The sequence below is a fragment of the Rhizobium mongolense subsp. loessense genome (assembly GCF_900099775.1).
Taxonomy (GTDB): domain Bacteria; phylum Pseudomonadota; class Alphaproteobacteria; order Rhizobiales; family Rhizobiaceae; genus Rhizobium; species Rhizobium loessense.
Genome location: NZ_FMTM01000003.1, coordinates 190,022 through 212,312, shown reverse-complemented (window position 1 = coordinate 212,312; position 22,291 = coordinate 190,022). Strand labels below are relative to the sequence as shown.

The following is a 22,291-nucleotide window of genomic DNA, read 5'->3' as shown; positions in this document are numbered from 1 at the left end:
ATCGAGCCTGTAGGTGCAGCATGGAGCCTGTTCAGAAGCAGTTCTCGTCCTTCGAATGGGACGAAAACAAGCAGCAAGCAGATATCCATGAAACGTGGAATAGACTCTCCAAAGGCAGCGGCCGCAAAGAACGAACCGAATCTGGAAAGAAATTTTGATCGACATGGAGGAGTTCGCACTTTGGCAATCTCTCCGGACTCGCTCATGGCAATCGCGGTCGTCTATACGCTGCGCGCCGAATCCTGCCGGATTATCTCAGCTCGTGCGGCACGCAAGAACGAGCAAGGAGCGTATCGCCAGATACTCGGCTGAAGAGATCAAAAAATGATCGCCCGCAGCGAAGACCGGACGGACCGCGCCCGCGTCGACCAGGCTATCGAACCCGCTTCAATGCCATTCTGTGCCATTACGTCCAGCAGCAGAAAGCTTTGAACGCTCGACTCCGAAAATAACAAAAGACAATCAAAAAAGCGTGACAGCTTGCAGCCCAGGGTGCGACAAACTGCGCGCGCCGGCCGCCGGTCCGCAAGACGAACAGACCAAACAGGCTCGCGGCAAGACACGCATAACGACGAATAAAATCTTGTTTATCAATCGATTAGCCCGCGCATAAGAAGAGCGCCGGATAGGCTTGGCGTTGTCCTGTGCGCACCGGAAATTCGGATGCAAAAGGCTCACGATCGAATTATTATATTTTTGTAATTTGAATCCTCTGCTGCATCGCAATACGCTCCGTCCCAACAAGCGATCCCCGAGCGAGGCTCCATCCCTACCCCCGGCGCCGCCTCGCAAGGGTGCCTTTGCAAATACGCCGCTGGTTGGGTTTCGGCCCGCGTCGCCAGCGACAAGCAAAGAGCAAGAAGGCAGGAGCGCCCCCAGCTCCTGCCTTCTTTTACTTTTGGGCTTAACCTTGTCGGTTAACTGACATCGGAATATTGCAGCGTCTTTGCAGCATCCTTGTGCAAAGTAACATTGACAGGCGCATCCTTCGTAACAGATGGAATACGTGTGCCCGCCTGGGATGTTCGATGCCTATTACCGCTGAAAAACTTGCAGCCGATGATCGTTTTTTTGAAGCAGTGTTACTCTGCGCCAATGAGATGCTTGCGATCTATCGCGAAAGCCCGCGCATTGCCTCGATCTTTGCCGCACAGCAGCGCTGGCTGATGGCGCATGTCGGATTTGCGCTGCACTACGGCTATCCCGACGACATAAAGAAAGGGCTTTATTCCGGCCGCTTTGTCGAATTCGTCGTCGCCAACAATATCGCCAGCCGCAATACCGCTGCCGCTTTCGTGCAGGAAATGCTTGCCTATCGCTTCCTGAAGCCGGCAAGCGGCCAGAGCGATCGACGCACGCGGCTGCTTGAGCCGACGGAAACGGCCGAACAGCATTTCTTGAAGTGGCTGCTCGCCCATCTGTTCATCCTCGACGGACTGGATGGCGGGAAACGCTTCGAGCGGGCAAGCGCGGATCTTTCAACCATCGGCAAAATTCAGCCGCTGATCGCCAAGGCGATCATCGAAACCGATGCCGTGCGCGACCCTGGCAGGACCTTCAATCTCTTCAACTGGGCAAATTCGGGCGGGCTGGTCATGGATTATCTGATGTCGCGCCTACCGGGCTTCGATCGGTCGAAGGAGCGCATGGTTCTTGGGCCCGTATCACTCGGCGAAATCCGTGCGCAATTCATGATTTCGAATACGCACCTGAAGCGCCTGCTTTCACAGGCCGCCGAAATGGGAAGCATTGGCTGGGAGGAGCCGCCGCGCAAGGGCGATCTCTGGCTCTCGCGCGGCTTCATTCTCGAATACTGGAATTATCAGGCCGCGAAATTCGCGGTGGTCGATGCTGCGGCCGAGGCAGTGCTGGGCCCGGCCGCATAGAGCCTATTTCAGCAGTTCCTTGACCGTGCCTGACGCCTTGGCGAAGTCCATTTGGCCGGCATAGCGTTCCTTGAGCCCCGCCATGACCTTCCCCATGTCCTTCGGCCCCTCGGCGCCGGTCTCCTTGATGATGGCAGCGATATTCGCCCGCACTTCGGAGTCAGAAAGCTGCTTCGGCAGGAAGTCCTGGATCACAGTGATCTCGGCACGCTCTTTGGCAGCAAGTTCCGGACGGGCGTTGTCTTCGTAGATCTTCGCCGATTCGTCGCGTTGCTTCACCATCTTGGCGAGGATCTGCAGAATCTCGTCATCCGGAGCCTCGCCCTTGCCCGTGCCGCGATTGGCGATATCCCGGTCCTTGATCGCCGCCTGGATCAGGCGGACGGTCGAGAGCCGTTCGGCATTCTTGGATTTCATCGCGTCCTTGAGCGCGGTGGCGACCTGATCGCGCAGCATTATCTTCACTCCTGTTGAATGGCGCTTCATAAACCAGCCCGATGGCAGGGATCAAATAAATTGCGAAATTTGCGTGAGAAAGCGAAGGAAAAGGCGGCCGATCCACGCTAGAAAGATTGACGCCGGGGCACAGCGCGGCTATCTACCGCCACCTGCACCAAAATTCGTGATCAGGCCTGAGATGCGCTGCGACAAGCTGCGCCCATACGCTTGCGAACACAAATGGCAGTCTGACGGCCCCAAGACGTCAGGACCTGCCGGAAACGGGATGAAGATGACCGCGACAGCACCCTGGACAACCGAAAAGCCGACCGCCCTGCTCGTTCTGGCAGATGGAACCGTGATCGAAGGCAAGGGCATCGGCGCCACCGGCAAGGTCCAGGCCGAAGTGGTCTTCAACACGGCGCTGACCGGCTACGAGGAAATCCTGACCGACCCCTCCTATCTCGGCCAGATCGTCACCTTCACCTTCCCGCATATCGGCAATATCGGCACGAATGAGGAAGACATCGAAGACCTGACGCCGGCAGCGCGCCACGGCGCGGTCGGCGTCATCTTCAAAGCCGACATTACCGAGCCTTCCAACTACCGGGCCGCAAAGCATCTCGATGCCTGGCTGAAGTCCCGCGGCGTCATCGGCCTCTGCGGCATCGACACCCGCGCGCTCACCGCCTGGATCCGCGAGAACGGCGCACCGAATGCGGTGATTGCTCATGACCCGAACGGCGTCTTCGACCTTGAAACCCTAAAGACGGAAGCCAAGGCCTGGAGCGGCCTCGAGGGCCTCGATCTCGCCAAGATCGCCTCCTCCGGCCAGTCGTCGCAATGGGCGCAGACGCCTTGGATCTGGAACGAAGGCTACGCAGAACTCGCCGCCGACAAGGCAAAATACCATGTTGTCTGTCTCGATTACGGTGTGAAGCGCAACATCCTGCGCCTCTTTGCTGGCCTCGACTGCAAGGTCACGGTCGTTCCGGCAACGACGAGTGCCGAGGACGTGCTTGCCATGCAGCCGGACGGCATCTTCCTGTCGAACGGGCCGGGCGATCCAGCGGCAACAGGCGAATATGCCGTGCCGGTGATCCGGAAGCTGATCAAGACGGACATCCCGGTCTTCGGTATCTGCCTCGGCCACCAGATGCTGGGCCTCGCGCTCGGCGCAAAGACCGAAAAAATGCACCAGGGCCATCATGGAGCCAACCATCCAGTGAAAGACCATACGACCGGCAAGGTCGAGATCGTCTCGATGAACCACGGCTTTGCGGTCGATACGAAGTCGCTGCCGGAAGGCGTTGAGGAGACTCACGTTTCCCTCTTCGACGGCACCAATTGTGGCCTACGCGTCGCCGGCAAGCAGATCTTCTCCGTCCAGCACCATCCGGAAGCCTCTCCCGGCCCGCAGGACAGCCATTACCTCTTCCGCCGCTTCATCAACATGGTGCGCGGGAAGAAAGGCGAAGCAGCGCTCGCCGAGCGTTGAGACGCAGCCGCCAGCCGAACGAAAGCCCGCCTGCCGCGGGCTTTTTCTTTTGCCTGGCGCTTGACCTAAACTTAACTTGAGGAACTAGACCGATTGCCGTGACATCGATAACCAAGGAGATGGTGATGAACGGCGCTTTTTATCGCGTGGACAAGTTTGCCGTGCCGCAGGAGGCACGCGAGGAGTTTCTGATCAATGTGTTGAGGACGCACGAGGTGCTGCAGGCCCAGGAAGGCTTCATCCGGCACACGGTACTGGAGCAGGTATCGGGGCCGGGCGAATTCAATTTCGTGACGATTGCCGAATGGGAAAGCGCCGAGGTCGTCGAGCGGGTAAAGGCCGCCGTCCAGGCGGCGCACCGGGCGCGAAACTTCGATCCGCAGGAGCTTTTCACGCGACTCGGTATCCGCGCCGACATCGCCAATTACAAGCCGGTTGCAGCTTGACGATCGAATGGCCGGCTCAGGCGCCGGCCATTTCCCCCTCGTGACGCACGAGAATGTAGAAACGTGCGCAGAGCATGACCGCTGCAGCCGCAAGGCCGACGAGAAAACCGAACCAGATGCCGACACCGCCGAAGCCCATCGGGAAAGCGAAGAACCAGGCAAGGAAGAATCCGATCGGCCAGTAGGCAATCAGCGCCAGGATCATCGGCACACGCGCATCCTTGAGACCGCGCAGCAAACCATTGGCAACCGCCTGCATGCCGTCGACGAGCTGGAAGAGACCGGCAACGACGATGAGCGGACCGGCGTAAGCCAGGACCTGCGGCGCTTCCGGCGAATTGACGTCCAGGAACCAGCTGCCGAGGAATTGGGGCATGATTGCAAAAAGCACGCCGCCGATACCGGAGATCGCCGCCGCGATGATCAGTACCGCAATCGAGGCGCGAACCAGAGCAGAATGGTCCCCCTGCCCGTGCGCAATGCCGACGCGCACGGTTGCGGCCTGCGAGAGGCCGAGTGGGATCATGAAGGCGATCGACGCCCATTGGAGCGCAATGCCATGTGCCGCAAGTTCGATCGTGCCGATGTAACCCATCAGCAGCGAGGCAACTGTAAACAGGCTGACTTCCGCAAGAATGGTCACGCTGATCGGCAGACCGAGACGAACGACGTCCCAAAGCGCGTGCCAATCCGGCCGCCAGAAACGCACCAGGATCTCGTAACGCCGCGTCTCCTCCCTCATCTGCACATAGGCGAGAATGAAGATAAAGCCCGCAGTCTGCACTGCGACCGAGACGATCGCAGCGCCCTGAAGGCCCATTGCCGGAAAACCGAAATGACCGAGGACGAGGGCGTAGGCGAAGATCGCGTTCATCACCAGCATGGCAATGGTCACATTGAGGACGACGGCAGCCTTGCCGATCGCGCTGACGAGCGCGCGCACAACATTGTAGAGCAGCCCCGGCAGCACGCCGAAATGGCCGATCAGGATATAGCCGTGCGCAAGCTTGGCCACTTCCGGCTTCTGGCCAGCGGCGAGCAAAATCTCCTCGGCATAAAAGAAGGCCGGCTGCATGACGAGCCAATAGACTGTGACCATCCAAAGGCCCATGCGCATCGAGCGACGAACGGTGACGACATCGCCCCGGCCGTAAGCCTGCGCGACCATCGGGATAACCGCAATGGCAAAGCCCGAACCGAAAATCAGGATCGTGAATAGAAACTGCGCCGACAGCACCATGGCAGCCAGATTCTCGGCGCCGAGGCGGCCGACGATCATCACGTCCGTGGTATTGATGCCAAGCTGGGCAAGCTGTGCGCCGATGAACGGAATGCCGAGCGACAGCGTGGCGCGGAAATGCGCGCCCCAGTGATTGTCGGTTTGCGGCGCAAGCCTGTGCACGTCGATCGGCGCGTCCATCAGAGCCATTCCTGTTTGGTTGAATCAGTTCAGGCCGCATTTCGCGGCAAAGTAATACCGGGCCTTAGATCAAAGGCCCGCAAAGAGCCACCCTAAAAGAGGCAGATGATGAAAAATTCATCACATCATCACGAATTCTGATAGCTCATTGCGCCGGCGCCTCCAAGGCTTCCGAAGGTTTCGGTGTGCGAACCTTCGCGAGGAACACCAGGGCCGCCGAGAGAATAAAGAAGGCGGCGAGCAGGTAGGGAGCACCGGCAAAGGTCACCGGAGCATCCGGCCCGGTGAAATAGCCGAACATCTGCGTGAAGATCAGCGGGCCGGCAATCGTCGTAATGCTGCTGAGGCTGGTCAGCGCTCCCTGCAATTCGCCCTGCGCGGAGGGCGGCACCTTGCCGGCGGCGATGCTGCGAAGCGGCGGATCGGCGACGTTTTCCATCACGGTCAGAATGATGACCGTGTAGACGACCCAGCCCTCCCAGGCGAAAGCATAACCCGTCAGGCCGACGACAGAGAAAGAAAGCCCGAGGATGGCGGTCTTCCATTCACCGAGCACCGGCACGATCTTTGGCAGCACGAGCCCCATGACGATCGCAGCGCCGATGCCGTAGATACCGAGCGAAAGGCCGATTTGGCCTTCGCTCCAGCCGTAGCGATAGGTCGAGACGAAGGACCAGACGGACGGATAAACGGCGTGTGCCAACCAGAAGAGGAACATGACGGCGCCGACCCAGCCGATGCCGGGATAATTTCGCATCTGCTTCAACGCGCCCAGCGGATTGGCTCGCTTCCATTCGAAAGTGCGCCGATGCTTGGCGTCTAGTGTTTCCGGCAACAGGAAAAAGGCTGCAGCGAAATTGAGGAAGGATAGCGCCGCTGCGCCGAAGAATGGAACGCGCGGGCCGAATTCGCCGAGTAAACCGCCAATGACCGGACCAATCGTGAAGCCGACGCCGAAGGCGATGCCGATCAGTCCGAAATTCTTGGCGCGGTTCCCGTCATTGCTGATGTCGGCGATATAGGCAGAACACGTTGCATAGCTGCCGCCGCTGAAGCCTGCGAGCGCCCGGCCGACAAAAAGCATCCAGAAGCTGGTGGCGACCGCGCAGATGAGATTGTCGATCGCAAAGGTCAACACGGAGACAAGCAAAATCGGACGGCGGCCGAAACGGTCACTGAGATTGCCAAGCAGCGGCGAAAACAAAAACAGCATGCCGGCATAGACGACCAGCAGCCAGCCGCCGTCGAGTGCGGCATCGCTAATGGTTCCGCCGGTAAGTTCCTCAAGATAGGCCGGCAGCACCGGCATGATGATCGCAATGCCGATCACGTCCAAAAATAGGATCAGGAAAACGAGGAAGAGGCCTCGGCGAACGAATTTGGGATCAAGCATGGAACATCTCTCAACAGGGGATTGCTTCTGGAAAGACGATCTCGTCGCCGGCGTTGTTACATAGCTCAACGCGAAAAACGAAACAATACGTGAACATTTCAAAGTTTTTGATCAAGCCGCCAGTGAAATTGATCGGCGGGCGGAACAAATGGGGATTCTACTCGGGCCGCCGCTTCTCCTTTACGACATCAACGAAGGCGCGCAGCGCAGGTGGCATGTGCCTGCGGCTGAAGTTCGCGGCGTGCGATGGCTGGAGTGAGCACTTCCTCGAAGAGGCCGGCGATGGCGGCACCAACCTCCATCTCGATGATGTTGGCCACCAGCGGCCCGGAGGGCGAGATTACGAGCGTTTCGCCGTCGCTCTCGAACTCCCAGTCGAGACGCGAAATTAAGAAATGGTGGCGGATGCGATCTTGCGCCAAGAGGTCCTTCGAGGGCTGCGGCACGCCGCGTCTTTCAAGATAGGCGGGCGACGCGGCACCGATATGGCGCGGGGGGTATTGGGCTGCCGTGCGAAAGCTCCGCTCCCTTGCAATAGCGGCAAAGGCAGCCAGATCACTGAGAGGCAAGTCATCCATTGTGCGTATTTCCGTACAGATTGTTCGACGTTATCCCAATTATCGCACAAAGTCCGGCCCGGTAAAACACGCCTGAGGATGCCCGCTGAGGTATCGAAAAAGGAGGAAAAGAAATGCAGACCTATCGTTTGGCAAAGACCGGACCCGAAGTTTCCGCCATCGGCCTTGGTTGCATGGGTATGTCGGGCATGTATGGCCCTTCGGACCGTGAAGAGGGCATAGCCACCATCCATGCCGCGCTGGACGCCGGCGTCAACCTGCTGGATACGGGCGATTTCTACGGCATGGGCCATAACGAGATGCTGATCGGCGAAGCGCTGAAAGGCCGCAAACGCGAGAATGTCGTAATAAGCGTCAAGACCGGAGCGCTCCGCGATCCGCAGGGCACCTGGCTCGGCTACGATTGCCGGCCGGCGGCGCTCAAGAACTTCGTTGCCTACTCGCTGCAGCGTCTCGGCGTCGACTACATCGACATCTACCGCCCTGCCCGCCTCGACCCGAACGTCCCGATAGAAGAGACCGTCGGGGCGATCGCCGACATGATCAAGGCCGGCTATGTCCGGCACGTCGGCCTTTCCGAAGTCGGCGCCGACACGATCCGCAGGGCGGCGGCCGTTCATCCGATCGTCGATCTTCAGATCGAGTACTCACTGATTTCCCGTGGCATCGAAGATGCAATCCTGCCCACCTGCCGCGAACTCGGCATCTCGATCACCGCTTACGGCGTGCTCTCGCGCGGCTTGATCAGCGGCCACTGGCAGAAGGGTCAGGAATCGGGCAAAGGCGATTTTCGCGGCTACAGCCCCCGTTTCCAGGAAGGTAATATCGACCAGAACCTGGCGCTCGTCGAAGAACTCCGCAAGATTGCCGAGGCAAAGCGGGTTTCAGTCGCCCAGATCGCAATCGCCTGGGTTGCCGCACAGGGCAAGGACATTATCCCGCTCGTCGGCGCCCGCCGCCGCGACCGGCTGACGGAAGCGCTCGGTTCAAGAGCCGTCGAGCTTTCGGCAGATGATATGGACACGATCGCACGCGCCGTGCCGAAGGATGCGGCGGCAGGCGCGCGCTACCCGGATGCACAATTGCAGCATATGGACAGCGAAAAATAGGGCGATACGCTCCTGCTGGCATCGCCCTCCCCAGCCCGCTCCCTGTCACAATGTGGAGAGGGCGAGCAAAAGATGCTTGCTCAAACCGGCCCGGAGAAAGTATCGCAGGCGGCGAGCTGGCCGCTGTCGAAGCCCCGCTTGAACCAGCGCATGCGCTGGTCCGACGTACCATGATTGAAGCTTTCCGGCACGACATAGCCCTGGCTGCGCTTCTGCAGCGTGTCATCGCCGATCTGCTGAGCAGCGTTCAGCGCCTCTTCAAGGTCTCCGGCATCGAGCATGCCCTTTTGTTCGGTATATTTCCCCCAGATGCCTGCGAAGCAATCGGCCTGCAGCTCGACGCGCACCGACATCTTATTGGCCTCGGCTTCGCTCATGCGCTGGCGCGCCTCGTTGAACTTTGGCAGGATGCCGAGCAGGTTCTGGACGTGGTGGCCGACTTCATGGGCGACGACGTAGGCTTCGGCGAAGTCGCCAGAGGCGCCAAATTTGCTCTCGAGCTCCCGGAAGAACGCGGTGTCGAGATAGACCTTGTGATCGCCGGGGCAATAGAACGGTCCGGTGGCGGCGGATGCGAAACCGCAGGCCGATCGCGTCGCCTCTGCAAAGAGCACCAGTGTTGGCTCCTCATAATCCCTGCCCTGAGCCTGGAAGATGCCCTGCCAGGTGTCCTCGGTCTCGGCCAGCACGGTACGCATGAATGCGGTCATCTCGTCATCGGCCGGCGTGCTAGTGCCTTCCGATTGGCTCTGCTCGTAGCCTGAGCCGCCCGTCATGCCGCCATCCAACACCTGCATCAGGTCGATGCCCATCGCCTTGAAGATCAAATAGATGACAACGAGGAAGATGATCGTGCCGATCGAAAGCCCGCCGCCCCTGCGTCCCACACCGCCGCCTGTTGGAAAGCTGAAGCCACCGTTGCGGCCGAACGGATTACGGCCGAACCCGCCGCCTGTCGCATCACCGCGGCGATCCTCGACATTGTCCGACTGGCGGCGCCCTTTCCATTCCATCTGAACTCTCCCCTGGCGATGCGCAGGCATGCGCTCTAAGGCAATTATATATCCTGCGAAGGCGTGAAGGCCAGCAGGTTTCAGGCAACGGGCTTTAGACACGGACAAAGCGCGAGAATGGCACCGATCGTCACGAGCATAATGCCGGCCATGGCCGAAGCCCTATTGTTCCCGCTGAAGATCAAGTCATCCATGATCCGCCCCCAGCACCAGAGTGAACAGACGGATGCAAGACCACACCGAAGTCGTGACAAGCCTCGGCCGCGAACTCGTGCTCCTTGTCCCTTACCGACGCGCTGAAGGAGCCCGGCGACACAACCGGGCTGCACCGTTCGTCGCTCGCACGGGACCTCCCATGGCCATGTCGAGCGCTTGAAGCGGGACAACGGAAAGCTTCTTATCCGGACGCGCGACGGCGTCGAAATTCCGGTCAGCCGTAGCTACGCGGCGAAGATGCGGCGTCATCGTCGGTTGAAGAAAATGCACCAAATGCTTGACGTGACTCCGGCTTTCGCCCTCACTGAAGGAGAGGATGCGGGAGGACATGATGAAAGCTGTACGCCTGGAAGCGACGGGGCGGCTTGCGGTAAGCCAAATGGAAAAGCCGGTGCCAGGCCCTGGCGAAATGCTGGTGAAGGTCGAAGCCTGCGGCATCTGCGGCACCGACCGCCATCTCTTCCTGGGTGAATTTCCGTCGGAGCCGCCGGTGACACTCGGGCACGAATTCGTCGGCATCATCGAAGCCGTTGGGCAAGGCGTGAGCGCCTTTCGTCCCGGCATGCGGGTGACCGGCGACCCGAACATCGCCTGCGGACGCTGCCCGGAGTGCCAGCGCGGACGTGTCAATCTCTGCCGGAACCTGCAGGCGATCGGCATTCATCGGGATGGCGGTTTTGCCGAGTATGTCTGCATGCCGGAGCAACAGGCGTTCGAACTGCCTCAGTCGCTGGCACCGCTGCATGGCGCCTTTTGCGAACCCCTCGCCTGCTGTCTGCACGGCGTCGATTTGGCAAAGATCAGTGCCGGTGCATCCGTGGCCGTGCTCGGCGGTGGCGTGATCGGACTACTGGTCGTGCAGCTTGCGCGGCTCGCCGGTGCAACGCGTGTCGTGCTGGTGACGCGCAACGCCGATAAACGGCGGCTTGCCGAAAACCTTGGCGCGACGGCAACGGCCGACCCCTCAGCAGGCGACGTCGTCGATCTGGTGACGGCTGACCAGGGCCTTCTGCCGGGCGGTGCCGATGTGGTGATCGAATGCGCCGGCGTGGCGGAGACCATGGAACAGGCTCCTCTCCTCGCCCGCCGCGGCGGCACCGTCGTGATCCTCGGTGTCATGCCGCAAGGCGCCAGGATTTCCGTGCAGCCCTTCGATCTGCTGTTTCGCGAGATCAAGCTGGTGAACTCGTTTCTGAACCCCTTCACCCACGGCCGCGCTGCGGACCTGATCGCCTCTGGCGTCATCAGGGTCGAGCCTCTCATCTCCCGCCGGATCGGGCTTGATAACGCTCCGGAAGCGATCGCCAATCCGGCAGGCAACGGCGAGATACGCGTCATTGTGGTACCCGGCCCGTGAACGGCATTTCAGGAGTTTTCGGATTCCTGTCGATTCCGCGATTTATGGGGTTCCGTTTGCAAATACATTTGCCTATAAGCCGCTTCTAGCCTGAAAAGACCCCTCGTGCGCGACCGACCCGGTGCCTCCCACCCTGGCCGGCTTTTTGCGCAGCTAGAAACGGATATCGCCCATGCCGAAGCGCCAAGACATCAAATCGATCCTCATCATCGGCGCGGGACCGATCGTCATTGGCCAGGCTTGCGAATTCGACTATTCCGGCACCCAGGCATGCAAGGCGTTGAAGGAGGAAGGCTACAGGGTCATCCTTGTCAACTCCAACCCAGCGACAATCATGACCGACCCGGGTCTCGCGGACGCGACCTATGTCGAGCCGATCACCCCGGAAGTCGTCGCCAAGATCATCGCCAAGGAGCGGCCGGATGCGCTGCTGCCGACCATGGGCGGCCAGACGGCACTGAACACGGCTCTTTCGCTAAAGCGCATGGGTGTGCTCGACCGCTACAATGTCGAGATGATCGGCGCCAAGCCGGCCGCGATCGACATGGCGGAAGACCGCGCCCTCTTCCGTGAAGCCATGGCCCGCATCGGACTGGAAACGCCGCGCTCGATGCTGGCGAACGCCACAGACATCAAGGACGCCGACCGCAAGATGCACGAGGCCGAGCGCACAAAGCTGCGCGAAAGCCTCTCCGGCGCCGCACTCGACACTGCGCTGGACGATCTGGAAAACCAGTGGAACCTGGGCGAGAGCGACCGCAAGCAGCGCTATTTGAACCACGCGATGGCGATCGCTGCTCAGGCGCTCGATGACGTCGGCCTGCCGGCCATCATCCGCCCGTCCTTCACCCTCGGCGGCACCGGCGGCGGCATTGCCTACAACCGTTCGGAATTCTTCGACATCGTCGGCGGCGGCCTCGATGCTTCGCCCACGACCGAAGTCCTGATCGAGGAGTCGGTCCTCGGCTGGAAGGAGTATGAAATGGAAGTCGTCCGCGACAAGGCGGACAATTGCATTATCATCTGCTCGATCGAAAACATTGACCCGATGGGCGTCCACACCGGCGACTCGATCACCGTCGCTCCGGCGCTGACGCTGACCGACAAGGAATATCAGATCATGCGCAACGCCTCGATTGCGGTGCTGCGCGAGATCGGCGTCGAGACTGGCGGCTCAAACGTCCAGTTCGCCGTCAATCCGAAGGACGGCCGCCTCGTAGTCATCGAGATGAACCCGCGCGTTTCGCGTTCTTCGGCACTCGCCTCCAAGGCAACGGGCTTTCCAATCGCAAAGGTCGCGGCGAAACTCGCGATCGGCTACACGCTGGACGAACTGGAAAACGACATCACCGGCGGCGCCACACCCGCCTCCTTCGAACCGTCGATCGACTATGTCGTCACCAAGATCCCGCGCTTTGCCTTCGAGAAGTTCCCGGGCGCCTCCCCGATCTTGACGACGGCGATGAAGTCCGTCGGCGAAGTCATGGCGATCGGTCGCACCTTCGCCGAATCGCTGCAGAAGGCGCTCCGCGGCCTCGAAACGGGCCTGACTGGCCTTGATGAAATCGAAATTCCAGACGTCGAGGAAGGCGAGTCCAGCCAGAACGCCATTCGCGCCGCGATCGGCACGCCGACGCCCGATCGCCTGCGTATGGTTGCCCAGGCGCTGCGCCAGGGCATGAGCGAGGCCGAGGTTCACGAGGGCTCCAAGATCGACCCGTGGTTCATCGCCCAGTTCAAGGCGATCGTCGACATGGAGGCCCGCATCCGCGAGCATGGCCTGCCGAGCGACGCGGTAAACCTGCGCATGCTGAAGGCCATGGGCTTTTCGGACGCGCGCCTCGCGACGCTGACGAACAAGCGTCCGAAAGAAGTGGCTGAACTTCGCAACAGCCTCAATGTCCGCCCGGTTTTCAAGCGCATCGACACCTGCGCGGCCGAATTCGCCTCGCCGACTGCCTATATGTATTCGACTTACGAAACGCCCTTCGTCGGCGCCGCCCGCTCCGAAGCGCAGGTCTCCGACCGCAAGAAGGTCGTCATCCTGGGCGGCGGTCCGAACCGTATCGGCCAGGGTATCGAGTTCGATTACTGTTGCTGCCACGCAGCCTTCGCACTGAAGGATGCCGGCTACGAAGCGATCATGATCAACTGCAATCCGGAAACGGTCTCGACCGACTACGACACCTCCGACCGCCTCTATTTCGAGCCGCTGACGGCCGAAGACGTGATCGAGATCCTGCGGGCCGAGCAGGAAAAGGGTGAGGTCGTCGGCGTCATCGTCCAGTTCGGCGGTCAGACGCCGCTGAAGCTTGCCGAAGCGCTGGAAAAGAACGGCATCCCGATCCTCGGCACCGCGCCGGATGCGATCGATCTCGCCGAAGACCGTGACCGCTTCCAGAAGCTTCTGATGAAGCTCGACCTCAACCAGCCGAACAACGGCATTGCCTATTCCGTCGAGCAGGCTCGCCTCGTCGCCGCCGAAATCGGCTTCCCGCTGGTGGTACGCCCCTCCTACGTTCTCGGCGGCCGCGCCATGCAGATCATCCACTCGGAATCGATGCTGCAGACCTATCTGCTCGACACCGTTCCGGAACTGGTTCCGGAAGACATCAAGCAGCGCTATCCGAACGACAAGACCGGCCAGATCAACACGCTGCTCGGCAAGAACCCGCTGCTCTTCGACAGCTACCTGACGAACGCCATCGAGGTCGACGTCGACTGCCTCTCCGACGGCAATGACGTCTACGTCGCGGGTATCATGGAACACATCGAAGAGGCCGGCATCCATTCCGGCGATTCGGCCTGCTCGCTGCCGCCGCGCTCGCTGTCGGGGGACTTGCTCGACGAGCTCGAGCGCCAGGCAAAGGCCATGGCAAAGGCGCTGAATGTCGGCGGTCTGATGAACGTGCAATTCGCGATCAAGGACAGCACCGTCTACGTACTCGAAGTCAACCCGCGCGCCTCGCGCACCGTGCCGTTCGTGGCAAAGACCATCGGCGCTCCTATTGCCAAGATCGCCGCCCGCGTCATGGCCGGCGAGAAGCTGGATGCCGCCTTCGCCGCCTACGGCGAAAAGCCCGATCCGCGCGCCCTGAAGCATATCGCCGTCAAGGAGGCCGTCTTCCCCTTCGCCCGCTTCCCGGGCGTCGATACGCTGCTTGGGCCTGAAATGCGCTCGACCGGGGAGGTCATCGGCCTCGACACCGATTTCGCCCTTGCCTTCGCCAAGTCGCAGCTCGGCGCCGGCGTTGAACTGCCGCGCGACGGGACGGTCTTCGTCTCCGTTCGCGACCACGACAAGCCGCGCGTGCTGCCTGCGATCCGTGTTCTTGTAGACGAAGGTTTCAAGGTACTCGCCACCGGCGGCACACAACGCTTCTTGGCTGAAAATGGCATCGAAGCGACGAAGATCAACAAGGTGCTCGAAGGCCGTCCGCACATCGAGGATGCCATCCGCAACCGCCAGGTCCAACTTGTCATCAACACGACGGACGGCAACAAGGCGATCTCCGATTCGAAGTCACTCCGCCGCGCGACGCTGATGCAGAAGGTGCCGTATTACACGACCATGGCAGGTGCCGAAGCAGCCGCCCAGGCGATCAAGGCGCTGAAGGCCGGCAACCTCGAGGTTCGCCCGCTGCAGAGCTATTTCTGAGCATTAGACGACCGGAAGTTGCCGTAAAACCTTCCGGATGTTACCGTTTCGGCGGTACAGCCGGAGCGATTGATGGCAAAGAACATCGTCATTCTGTTCGATGGCACATCGAACGAGATTTCGGCCGACCGGACCAATATTGTCAGACTGTTCGGCACCTTGAAACGCTCGGATGAGCAAATCGTCTACTACGATCCAGGCGTCGGCACGTTCGGCGCGGCCAATGCCTGGTCGAGACTGCTTCGCAAATCCTATGAGGTTTTCGGTCTCGCGACGGGCTGGGGCCTCGACCAGAACGTCAAGGAAGCCTACCGCTTCCTGGTCGAAAACTACGATCGCGGCCCGCCCGACGCCGCTCGGCGGCATTCCGAGCGCGACCGCATCTACATCTTCGGCTTCAGCCGTGGCGCCTATTCGGCGCGGGTGCTAGCGGGTTTCATCCATGCCTTCGGCCTTACAAGCCGGCATCATCTCAACCTGCTCGATTATGCCTACAGGACCTATAAGGGAATTTCCGCGTACGAAGAGAAAGCCGGCGGCGCTGCAGAGAATGGCGGGGAGGATCCGTCCTCTGCTTTCGCCGCCATGCGCCTCTACGAACGCATGCTCCGAAACGACCGCCCGCCGATCAAGCTGCTTGGTCTTTTCGATACGGTGACCTCAGTGATCGAAACGGGGAAATGGTTTCCGCAGTTCAAGACCCATCCGTTCACCCGCAAGAACCCGAGCGTCGAATGGGTGCGGCACGCAGTCGCCATAGATGAACGGCGGACGATGTTCCAGCCAGAGCTCTGGAAGCGGGACCAGGAGTATTGGGGCCGCCCGTTCCGGCCGAAGGCACCGGTGGCGAAGCAGAATTTCCGGGAAGTCTGGTTTGCCGGCGTCCACGGCGATATCGGCGGCGGCTATCCGGAAGCGCAAAGCGGGGCAGTCAAGATCCCCCTCGCCTGGATGATCCAGGAAACGCAACCGGCCGGGCTCCTCTACCGCACCCGCATCGTCAACGACATCGTGCTCGGAAAAGGCGGGAAGAAGTATGTGCCTCTGGACGCCACTGCTCCCATCCATGATTCCATGAGCGCCGGATGGAAAATCCTCGAATACATTCCGCGGCGCGTGCCGGAAAATTCCTGGCGCAGGCACGGCAACCGGAATGCGGTCTATTTCCCGTTGAGTGACCGACGCTTCGTTCCGCACGATGCGCTGATCCATATCTCGGTCAAGGAACGGATGAATGCCGGCCCCTACAATCCGCCGAATTTGCCTGCAAATCCTGACTTCGTTTCTTAACGGCTTGAATCACTCTCTTCGATCACGCGTCCAAGCGCTTGATCCGACTCACAATCTTCACCAACGCGATCGGCATGCTGCGAGCAGACAGTTAGCCGGGCGCGCGCCATTACGAATTTTATGGAAATCGGCGGCAACGATCTGCTATAAGCGGGCGATTAAGATTATTGCACGGTTCCGAAGTCCCCTTCGGGACCTGTTTTCTTTTGTGTCGCTGCCTGACTATAGGACACGAAGATCAAAGGACAGGAAAATGGTTGATAAGGTTCCGATGACACAGGGTGGTTTCGTCAAGCTGCAGGAAGAACTGCGCTGGCGTCAGCAGGAGGAGCGCCCGCGCATCATCGAAGCGATCGCCGAAGCCCGTGCCCATGGCGATCTTTCCGAAAACGCCGAATATCACGCAGCCAAGGAAGCGCAGAGCCACAACGAGGGCCGCATCAGCGAGCTCGAAGACCTGACGGCGCGCGCCGAAGTGATCGACCTTGCGAAGATGTCCGGCGACAAGATCAAGTTCGGCGCCAAGGTCAAACTCGTCGACGAGGACACCGAGGAAGAAAAGACCTACCAGATCGTCGGCGATCAGGAAGCCGACGTGAAAGCCGGCCGCATTTCCATCTCCTCCCCGATCGCCCGCGCGCTGATCGGCAAGGTAGTCGGCGATTCCATCGAGGTCATCGCACCGGGCGGCTCGAAAGCCTACGAAGTCCTGTCGATCTCCTGGGGTTGATTGCCTGTGGCGGAAACGGTCAAGCCGGCCGCGATCGATATAGCTGACATCGAAATCATCGCACCGAACTTCAAGCAGCGCCTCTCCGGCGTCACGTCAACGATCGTTCAGCTGATTCCCCTCCAGGTCAGACTCGGCATCAAGATCGCTACGCTCGGCCCCGGTTTACCGAAAGACCTACCGAAGCTGACGTGGAGACAGCTTCTTGGCGCTTGGCGTCCGTCAGCCGGGCGCCGGCAGCGCGTATGGCACGCACGCCGCAACAACGAGATGGCCGCTGGTATCGTGCTGCGGCACGTGTTACGCATGCCGCTGAAGCTGCTCTTTACGTCGGCCGCCCAGCGCCGCCATACCGCCTACACGCGCTGGCTTATCCGCCGGATGGACGCGGTCGTCGCGACCAATGCCCGGTCCGGCTCCTTCCTCCAGGTACCGCATATCGTGATCCGCCACGGCGTCGATCTGGAACTTTTCCATCCACCCCAGACCGCCGAGGACACCATAGAGGCCACCGGCCTGCCCGGCAGGTATCTCGTGGGCTGCTTCGGCCGCATCAGGCATCAGAAAGGCACCGACCTTTTCGTTCGCTCGATGATCGAGCTGCTGCCGCAACATCCGGATTGGACGGCGGTGATCTCCGGCCGGGTAACGGCAGAGCATACCGCTTTCGCCGACAAGCTGAAGGCCGATATTGCCGCCGCCGGCCTTGCCGATCGGATCGTCTTTCTGGGCGAAGTGCCAGACATCAAGGTCTGGTACCGCCGCCTGACCCTATATGTTGCTCCTTCCCGAAATGAAGGTTTCGGGCTGACGCCTCTCGAAGCGATGGCATCGAAGACTGCGGTTGTGGCATCGGACGCCGGAGCCTATGGCGAAATGATCGAGGACGGGATGAACGGAAGCGTCGTTCAGGCCGGCGATGGCGAAGCTCTCACGAAGGCAATCGCCCCCTATCTTGCCGATCCACAAAGGACGCTCGCCCGTGGCGAGATCGCGCTCGCGCATGTGCGAGCGAATTTTGCACTGGAAGGCGAAGCGACGGCGTTGAAAGCCGTCTATGAGGACCTTCTTCGGCGGTAGCGTCAATTCTCTTGGTTAGGGCTGCGCCTTGAAACGTTCGAGATGGGCACTGGCGACCGCATCGATAATCGGAGATACCGCGCGCCAGTCTGTCTAAATGTCTACCAGAGAGACATCCTTTACCTGTCGGATGGTCAACATCGTCCGCACGGTATCCACATTCTCCGTGGCCGTGAGCTCTTCGATCACGAAATCCTGAAAGCCCGCAAGGTTCTCAGCGACGCACTGCAAGAGAAAATCGGATTCGCCCGACACCATCCAGGCCTCTCGCACGAGCGGCCAATTGGCCGTCTGTTTCGCAAATGCCTTGAGATTGGCATCCGACTGATGTTTCAGACCGACCATACAGAAGGCCACGAGATCATAACCGAGCGCCGGCGCATTCAAAAGCGCCCGATAGCCACGGATGAAGCCGGATTCTTCCAGCTTACGCACCCGCCTGAGACAGGGTGGCGCCGATATACCGACCCGCTCTGCAAGTTCGACATTCGTCATCCGGCCATCATTCTGGAGCTCGCGCAGAATCTTCATATCTATTGCATCGAGTTCGACGCGCATCACCATGGTAGAGCTTCCTGTTTCTTTTTCGATCGGCCGTTTGCAGGCCGCTTCCTATTATTGCCCGCGACAACTTCAAACACCGCGCCTAGCTGCCAACCTATATTCAGTTGAGGTTCGAACTTGCCCTTGACGAGGGCATGCACGCCTGTGATGAAGCCCTTGATAGGTGCAAACCACACAGTATCTGGGCACCCGCGCCAATCCATACATCGTCCTCGTTAAGCGTCTACCGAACGGCCTTGCTTTATAATCGTGTTGCCGCCGAGATGCAGTGACCTCGGCAATAGCAAGCCCCTAGCGAGGCAGAGATAGCCCGAAAGCGGCCCTGTATGCACCTTGATCCCTAAGACTTCTTCATCTGATCCGGCGCCCAAATCTCGGATATTAAGCCGGGCTCGACTGGTTGGCCGGTAGAAGGATAGGTCAGAGATCCATCATAGACAAAATTGATATCGCCTTTCATCAGATACTGTTTTCAATATCTTTTGGTACTCGCTCGCGGATCCTTCAACGGAAATGGTGATCGGCGCTTGCCCATTACTGGCTCTCTGTTGTAGCGGTGTGGATGAAATGGTCGATAACAGCATCAGCCAGCGAAAACGAGGGCGTCGGGGTCGAACCAACAAAAACATCTGCGGATAGCCCGTGATAATAGCGTAAGCACTTGTGCGTATTCCATGCTGTCCCCTTGAAAGCTAGCTTGGTTCATCCCTAGACTATACAGAAGCGTTTATTACGATATCTCGCACGGTGCTTCCACAGAACGCCTGCCACAAAGGATCCGGACCATGACTGCCCGACACACTAAAGTTCTCATCATCGGCTCCGGTCCCGCGGGCTATACGGCCGCAGTCTATGCGGCACGCGCGATGCTGAAGCCGGTGCTGATCGCCGGGATGGAGCAAGGCGGGCAATTGATGATCACGACGGATGTCGAGAACTATCCGGGCTTTGCCGACCCGATCCAGGGGCCGTGGCTGATGGACCAGATGCTGCAGCAGGCCAAGCATGTCGGCGCAGAGATCGTCAGCGATATCGTAACCGAGGTCGAGATGAACCAGCGGCCCTTCGTGGCCCGCACCGACAGCGGCCAGGTTTGGACCGCCGATACACTGATCATCGCGACCGGCGCCAAGGCAAAATGGCTCGGCATCGAAAGCGAACAGCATTTCCAGGGCTTTGGCGTTTCAGCCTGCGCCACCTGCGATGGCTTCTTCTATCGCAACAAGGACGTCATCGTCGTTGGCGGCGGTAACAGCGCCGTGGAGGAAGCCCTTTATCTTTCCAATATCGCGAAGTCGGTGACTGTCGTGCATCGCCGCGATGCGTTCCGCGCCGAAAAGATCCTGCAGGAGCGCCTCTTCTCGAAGGAGAATGTGACGGTTCTCTGGAACACCGAAGTCGCCGAAATCACCGGCACGCTGGCGAAACCGCCGATGCCACCTTCCGTTACCGGCGCGCGCTTGCGCGATACCCGCACCGGCGCCATCAGCGACGTTTCGGTCGACGGCGTCTTCGTGGCGATCGGCCATGCGCCGGCAACCGAACTTTTCAAGGGCAAGCTCAAGCTCAAGGACAACGGCTATCTCTGGACCGCTCCGGATTCGACCGCAACCAGCATAGAAGGGATCTATGCTGCGGGTGACGTGACGGACGACACCTTCCGGCAGGCAGTCACCGCCGCCGGCATGGGATGCATGGCCGCCCTCGAAGCCGAGCGTTATCTCACGGGCCACATGCCCGTCGCCGTGGCCGCGGAGTAGGATCGGCTATGAGGGGTGGGGGGATGCCATTGGATTGGGACAAGCTGCGTATTTTTCACGCGGCTGCCGAGGCCGGATCGTTCACGCATGCGGCCGACAAACTGCATCTCTCCCAATCCGCGATCAGCCGCCAGGTGAGCGCGCTGGAGCAGGACGTCGGCACCAAACTCTTCCATCGCCATGCCCGCGGCCTGATCCTGACGGAACAGGGCGAACTGCTCTATCGCACCGCCCATGACGTGCTGCTGAAGCTCGAAACTGTGAAGATGCAGCTCACGGAAACGACGGAAACGCCCAGCGGCAAGCTGCGGGTGACCACTACCGTCGGCCTCGGCCAGGGCTGGCTGACGGACAAGATCCAGGAGTTCATGCAGCTCTATCCGGACGTCCAGATCCAGCTCATCCTCGACAACGAGGAGCTGGACGTGAACATGCGTCATGCAGACTGCGCCATCCGCCTGCGCCAACCGCAGCAGTCCGATCTCATTCAGCGCAAGCTCTTCACCGTGCATATGCACGTGTATGCCGCCCCCTCCTACATTAACCGCTACGGAGAGCCTCAGTCGGTCGAGGACCTGGACAATCACCGCATCATTACCTTCGGTGAGCCCGCCCCCAGCTATCTGCTGGACGTAAACTGGCTGGAGATTGCTGGCCGCTCCTCGGACAACAAGCGGATTCCACATCTGCAGATCAACAGCCAGACCTCGATCAAGCGCGCCTGCCTGCTTGGCATCGGCGTCGCCTGCATGCCGGATTACATCGTCGGACGCGATCCGGGCCTCATCCAGCTGGCGATCAACGCCGACGTGCCCTCGTTTGACACCTATTTCTGCTATCCGGATGAAATCAAGAATGCCGCAAAGCTGAAGGCATTCCGCGATTTTATCGTCAGCAAGGCGAGAAACTGGAACTTCTGATTCCCGTTTTTGTTCACTAAAATGCTGACCATGCAACCAACGCATGACTGGCATGCACAAAAGAGGGTTGCCGTTTGCTCAATTAAACACCATATCGCACTCAGCTGATGCACACGGTGGCTTTTCCTCCCAGTTCCACCGCATTAGCTGTTCCCCTCTGGAGGTTTTTGACCTTCACACCTTAAAGGGCCCCGAACTTTCGGCGGCCCTCTTTTTTTGCCCAGAATCGCTGCATTGCAACATAATTTGTGCAACGCATGGCAGACATGCATAATAATGCATTGAAAGCTGCCCAAGAAAGCACCATATCGCACGTAGCTGATGCACTTTGGTGGTTCTCTCCCAGTGCCACCGCATTAGCTGTTCCCCTCTGGAGGTTTTTTGACCTTCACACCTTAAAGGGCCCCGAACGTTCGGCGGCCCTCTTTTTTTGCTTGAAATTTAGGCAGGCTATCAAAACCGCACAGCTCACGCCCTCGTGATTTGCATATCGAGCTGAAGCGATTCATATATCGATAAAACCTGATTTATAGTTCGGCACGAGACGATGGACAGAGATGAAATCCTGAAAGCGCTTTCCCACCCGATGCGGGTGGAAATCCTCAACTGGCTGAAGGATCCGAAGGAGCACTTCTCCTCCCAGGAGCACCCTTTGGAAATGGGTGTCTGCGCCAGCCAGTTCGAGCGCTGCGGCCTTTCGCAATCGACCGTATCCGCTCATCTTGCAACATTGAGCCGCGCCGGCCTCGTCACGACCAGGCGCGTCGGCCAATGGGTTTTCTACAAGCGCAACGAAGAAACGATCGCTGCCTTCCTCAAGCAACTAAGCCAAGATCTGTAGCAGCCTCAGCGCCACCGCACTTGCCTATCTCTCCGCCGGGTCGAGTTGCCCCGCCATGGCGGAGTGATCCTCCCGCCAGAACAGGAAAGGACTT

The 22,291-nt window shown here is 59.8% G+C and carries 19 protein-coding genes; 13 read left to right on the top strand and 6 right to left on the bottom strand.

Annotation, left to right across the window (positions count from 1 at the left end; translation table 11 throughout):
* Window positions 1-87 precede the first annotated feature (87 nt).
* Window positions 88-312 carry a BrnT family toxin gene (locus BLP23_RS12265; protein ID WP_233426686.1) on the top strand — a complete coding sequence of 75 codons (225 nt, stop codon included), beginning with the start codon at window positions 88-90 and terminating at the stop codon, window positions 310-312.
* 716 nt (window positions 313-1,028) lie between these two features.
* On the top strand, window positions 1,029-1,886 hold the full coding sequence (locus BLP23_RS12255) for a hypothetical protein (RefSeq protein ID WP_092585136.1): 858 nt from the start codon (window positions 1,029-1,031) through the stop codon (window positions 1,884-1,886).
* A gap of 3 nt (window positions 1,887-1,889) precedes the next feature.
* On the opposite strand, the gene BLP23_RS12250 is transcribed toward BLP23_RS12255, so the two are convergent.
* Window positions 1,890-2,342 carry a GatB/YqeY domain-containing protein gene (locus BLP23_RS12250; protein ID WP_092585135.1) on the bottom strand — a complete coding sequence of 151 codons (453 nt, stop codon included), beginning with the start codon at window positions 2,340-2,342 and terminating at the stop codon, window positions 1,890-1,892.
* A 274-nt stretch (window positions 2,343-2,616) separates the two neighbouring features.
* On the opposite strand from BLP23_RS12250, the gene carA reads away from it, so the two are divergent.
* Both carA and BLP23_RS12240 read left to right on the top strand, forming a co-directional pair.
* The gene (gene carA / locus BLP23_RS12245) at window positions 2,617-3,822 is read left to right on the top strand and encodes a glutamine-hydrolyzing carbamoyl-phosphate synthase small subunit (protein ID WP_092585563.1); all 1,206 of its coding nucleotides are present in this window, start codon (window positions 2,617-2,619) and stop codon (window positions 3,820-3,822) included.
* 125 nt (window positions 3,823-3,947) lie between these two features.
* Entirely contained in the window at window positions 3,948-4,268 is a 321-nt protein-coding gene (locus tag BLP23_RS12240) for an antibiotic biosynthesis monooxygenase family protein (RefSeq protein ID WP_092585134.1), read from the top strand.
* A gap of 16 nt (window positions 4,269-4,284) precedes the next feature.
* On the opposite strand, the gene BLP23_RS12235 is transcribed toward BLP23_RS12240, so the two are convergent.
* The 3 genes from BLP23_RS12235 to BLP23_RS12225 all read right to left on the bottom strand — a co-directional run bounded on the left by BLP23_RS12235 (window position 4,285) and on the right by BLP23_RS12225 (window position 7,659).
* Window positions 4,285-5,688 (bottom strand): MATE family efflux transporter, encoded by a 1,404-nt coding sequence (locus BLP23_RS12235; RefSeq protein ID WP_092585562.1) that lies wholly within the window; start codon window positions 5,686-5,688, stop codon window positions 4,285-4,287.
* 145 nt (window positions 5,689-5,833) lie between these two features.
* The gene (locus tag BLP23_RS12230) at window positions 5,834-7,081 is read right to left on the bottom strand and encodes a TCR/Tet family MFS transporter (RefSeq protein ID WP_092585133.1); all 1,248 of its coding nucleotides are present in this window, start codon (window positions 7,079-7,081) and stop codon (window positions 5,834-5,836) included.
* Window positions 7,082-7,269: 188 nt separating this feature from the next.
* Window positions 7,270-7,659 (bottom strand): type 2 periplasmic-binding domain-containing protein, encoded by a 390-nt coding sequence (locus BLP23_RS12225; protein WP_092585132.1) that lies wholly within the window; start codon window positions 7,657-7,659, stop codon window positions 7,270-7,272.
* Window positions 7,660-7,772: 113 nt separating this feature from the next.
* On the opposite strand from BLP23_RS12225, the gene BLP23_RS12220 reads away from it, so the two are divergent.
* The gene (locus tag BLP23_RS12220; protein ID WP_092585131.1) at window positions 7,773-8,768 is read left to right on the top strand and encodes an aldo/keto reductase; all 996 of its coding nucleotides are present in this window, start codon (window positions 7,773-7,775) and stop codon (window positions 8,766-8,768) included.
* 80 nt (window positions 8,769-8,848) lie between these two features.
* Here BLP23_RS12220 and ypfJ read toward each other — a convergent pair whose 3' ends face one another.
* Window positions 8,849-9,781, bottom strand: coding sequence for a KPN_02809 family neutral zinc metallopeptidase (gene ypfJ, locus BLP23_RS12215; RefSeq protein WP_092585130.1), 933 nt, complete (start codon window positions 9,779-9,781; stop codon window positions 8,849-8,851).
* A gap of 547 nt (window positions 9,782-10,328) precedes the next feature.
* On the opposite strand from ypfJ, the gene BLP23_RS12210 reads away from it, so the two are divergent.
* From BLP23_RS12210 to BLP23_RS12190, 5 genes are all read left to right on the top strand, one after another.
* On the top strand, window positions 10,329-11,354 hold the full coding sequence (locus BLP23_RS12210; RefSeq protein WP_092585129.1) for a zinc-dependent alcohol dehydrogenase family protein: 1,026 nt from the start codon (window positions 10,329-10,331) through the stop codon (window positions 11,352-11,354).
* A gap of 172 nt (window positions 11,355-11,526) precedes the next feature.
* Window positions 11,527-15,012 (top strand): carbamoyl-phosphate synthase large subunit, encoded by a 3,486-nt coding sequence (carB, locus tag BLP23_RS12205; protein ID WP_092585128.1) that lies wholly within the window; start codon window positions 11,527-11,529, stop codon window positions 15,010-15,012.
* Between the two features lie 72 nt (window positions 15,013-15,084).
* Window positions 15,085-16,302, top strand: coding sequence for a T6SS phospholipase effector Tle1-like catalytic domain-containing protein (locus BLP23_RS12200; RefSeq protein ID WP_092585127.1), 1,218 nt, complete (start codon window positions 15,085-15,087; stop codon window positions 16,300-16,302).
* A 253-nt stretch (window positions 16,303-16,555) separates the two neighbouring features.
* Window positions 16,556-17,032, top strand: coding sequence for a transcription elongation factor GreA (gene greA / locus BLP23_RS12195; protein WP_022714254.1), 477 nt, complete (start codon window positions 16,556-16,558; stop codon window positions 17,030-17,032).
* A gap of 39 nt (window positions 17,033-17,071) precedes the next feature.
* On the top strand, window positions 17,072-18,112 hold the full coding sequence (locus BLP23_RS12190; RefSeq protein ID WP_092585561.1) for a glycosyltransferase family 4 protein: 1,041 nt from the start codon (window positions 17,072-17,074) through the stop codon (window positions 18,110-18,112).
* 93 nt (window positions 18,113-18,205) lie between these two features.
* On the opposite strand, the gene BLP23_RS12185 is transcribed toward BLP23_RS12190, so the two are convergent.
* Complete coding sequence (locus tag BLP23_RS12185; RefSeq protein ID WP_022714252.1) at window positions 18,206-18,676, bottom strand: Lrp/AsnC family transcriptional regulator; 471 nt, start codon at window positions 18,674-18,676, stop codon at window positions 18,206-18,208.
* 785 nt (window positions 18,677-19,461) lie between these two features.
* On the opposite strand from BLP23_RS12185, the gene trxB reads away from it, so the two are divergent.
* From trxB to BLP23_RS12165, 3 genes are all read left to right on the top strand, one after another.
* Window positions 19,462-20,436 carry a thioredoxin-disulfide reductase gene (trxB, locus tag BLP23_RS12175; RefSeq protein ID WP_092585125.1) on the top strand — a complete coding sequence of 325 codons (975 nt, stop codon included), beginning with the start codon at window positions 19,462-19,464 and terminating at the stop codon, window positions 20,434-20,436.
* Window positions 20,437-20,459: 23 nt separating this feature from the next.
* Complete coding sequence (locus tag BLP23_RS12170) at window positions 20,460-21,356, top strand: LysR family transcriptional regulator VtlR (protein ID WP_039845452.1); 897 nt, start codon at window positions 20,460-20,462, stop codon at window positions 21,354-21,356.
* Between the two features lie 547 nt (window positions 21,357-21,903).
* Window positions 21,904-22,197 (top strand): ArsR/SmtB family transcription factor, encoded by a 294-nt coding sequence (locus BLP23_RS12165; protein WP_074069015.1) that lies wholly within the window; start codon window positions 21,904-21,906, stop codon window positions 22,195-22,197.
* The last annotated feature ends 94 nt before the right edge of the window (window positions 22,198-22,291 follow it).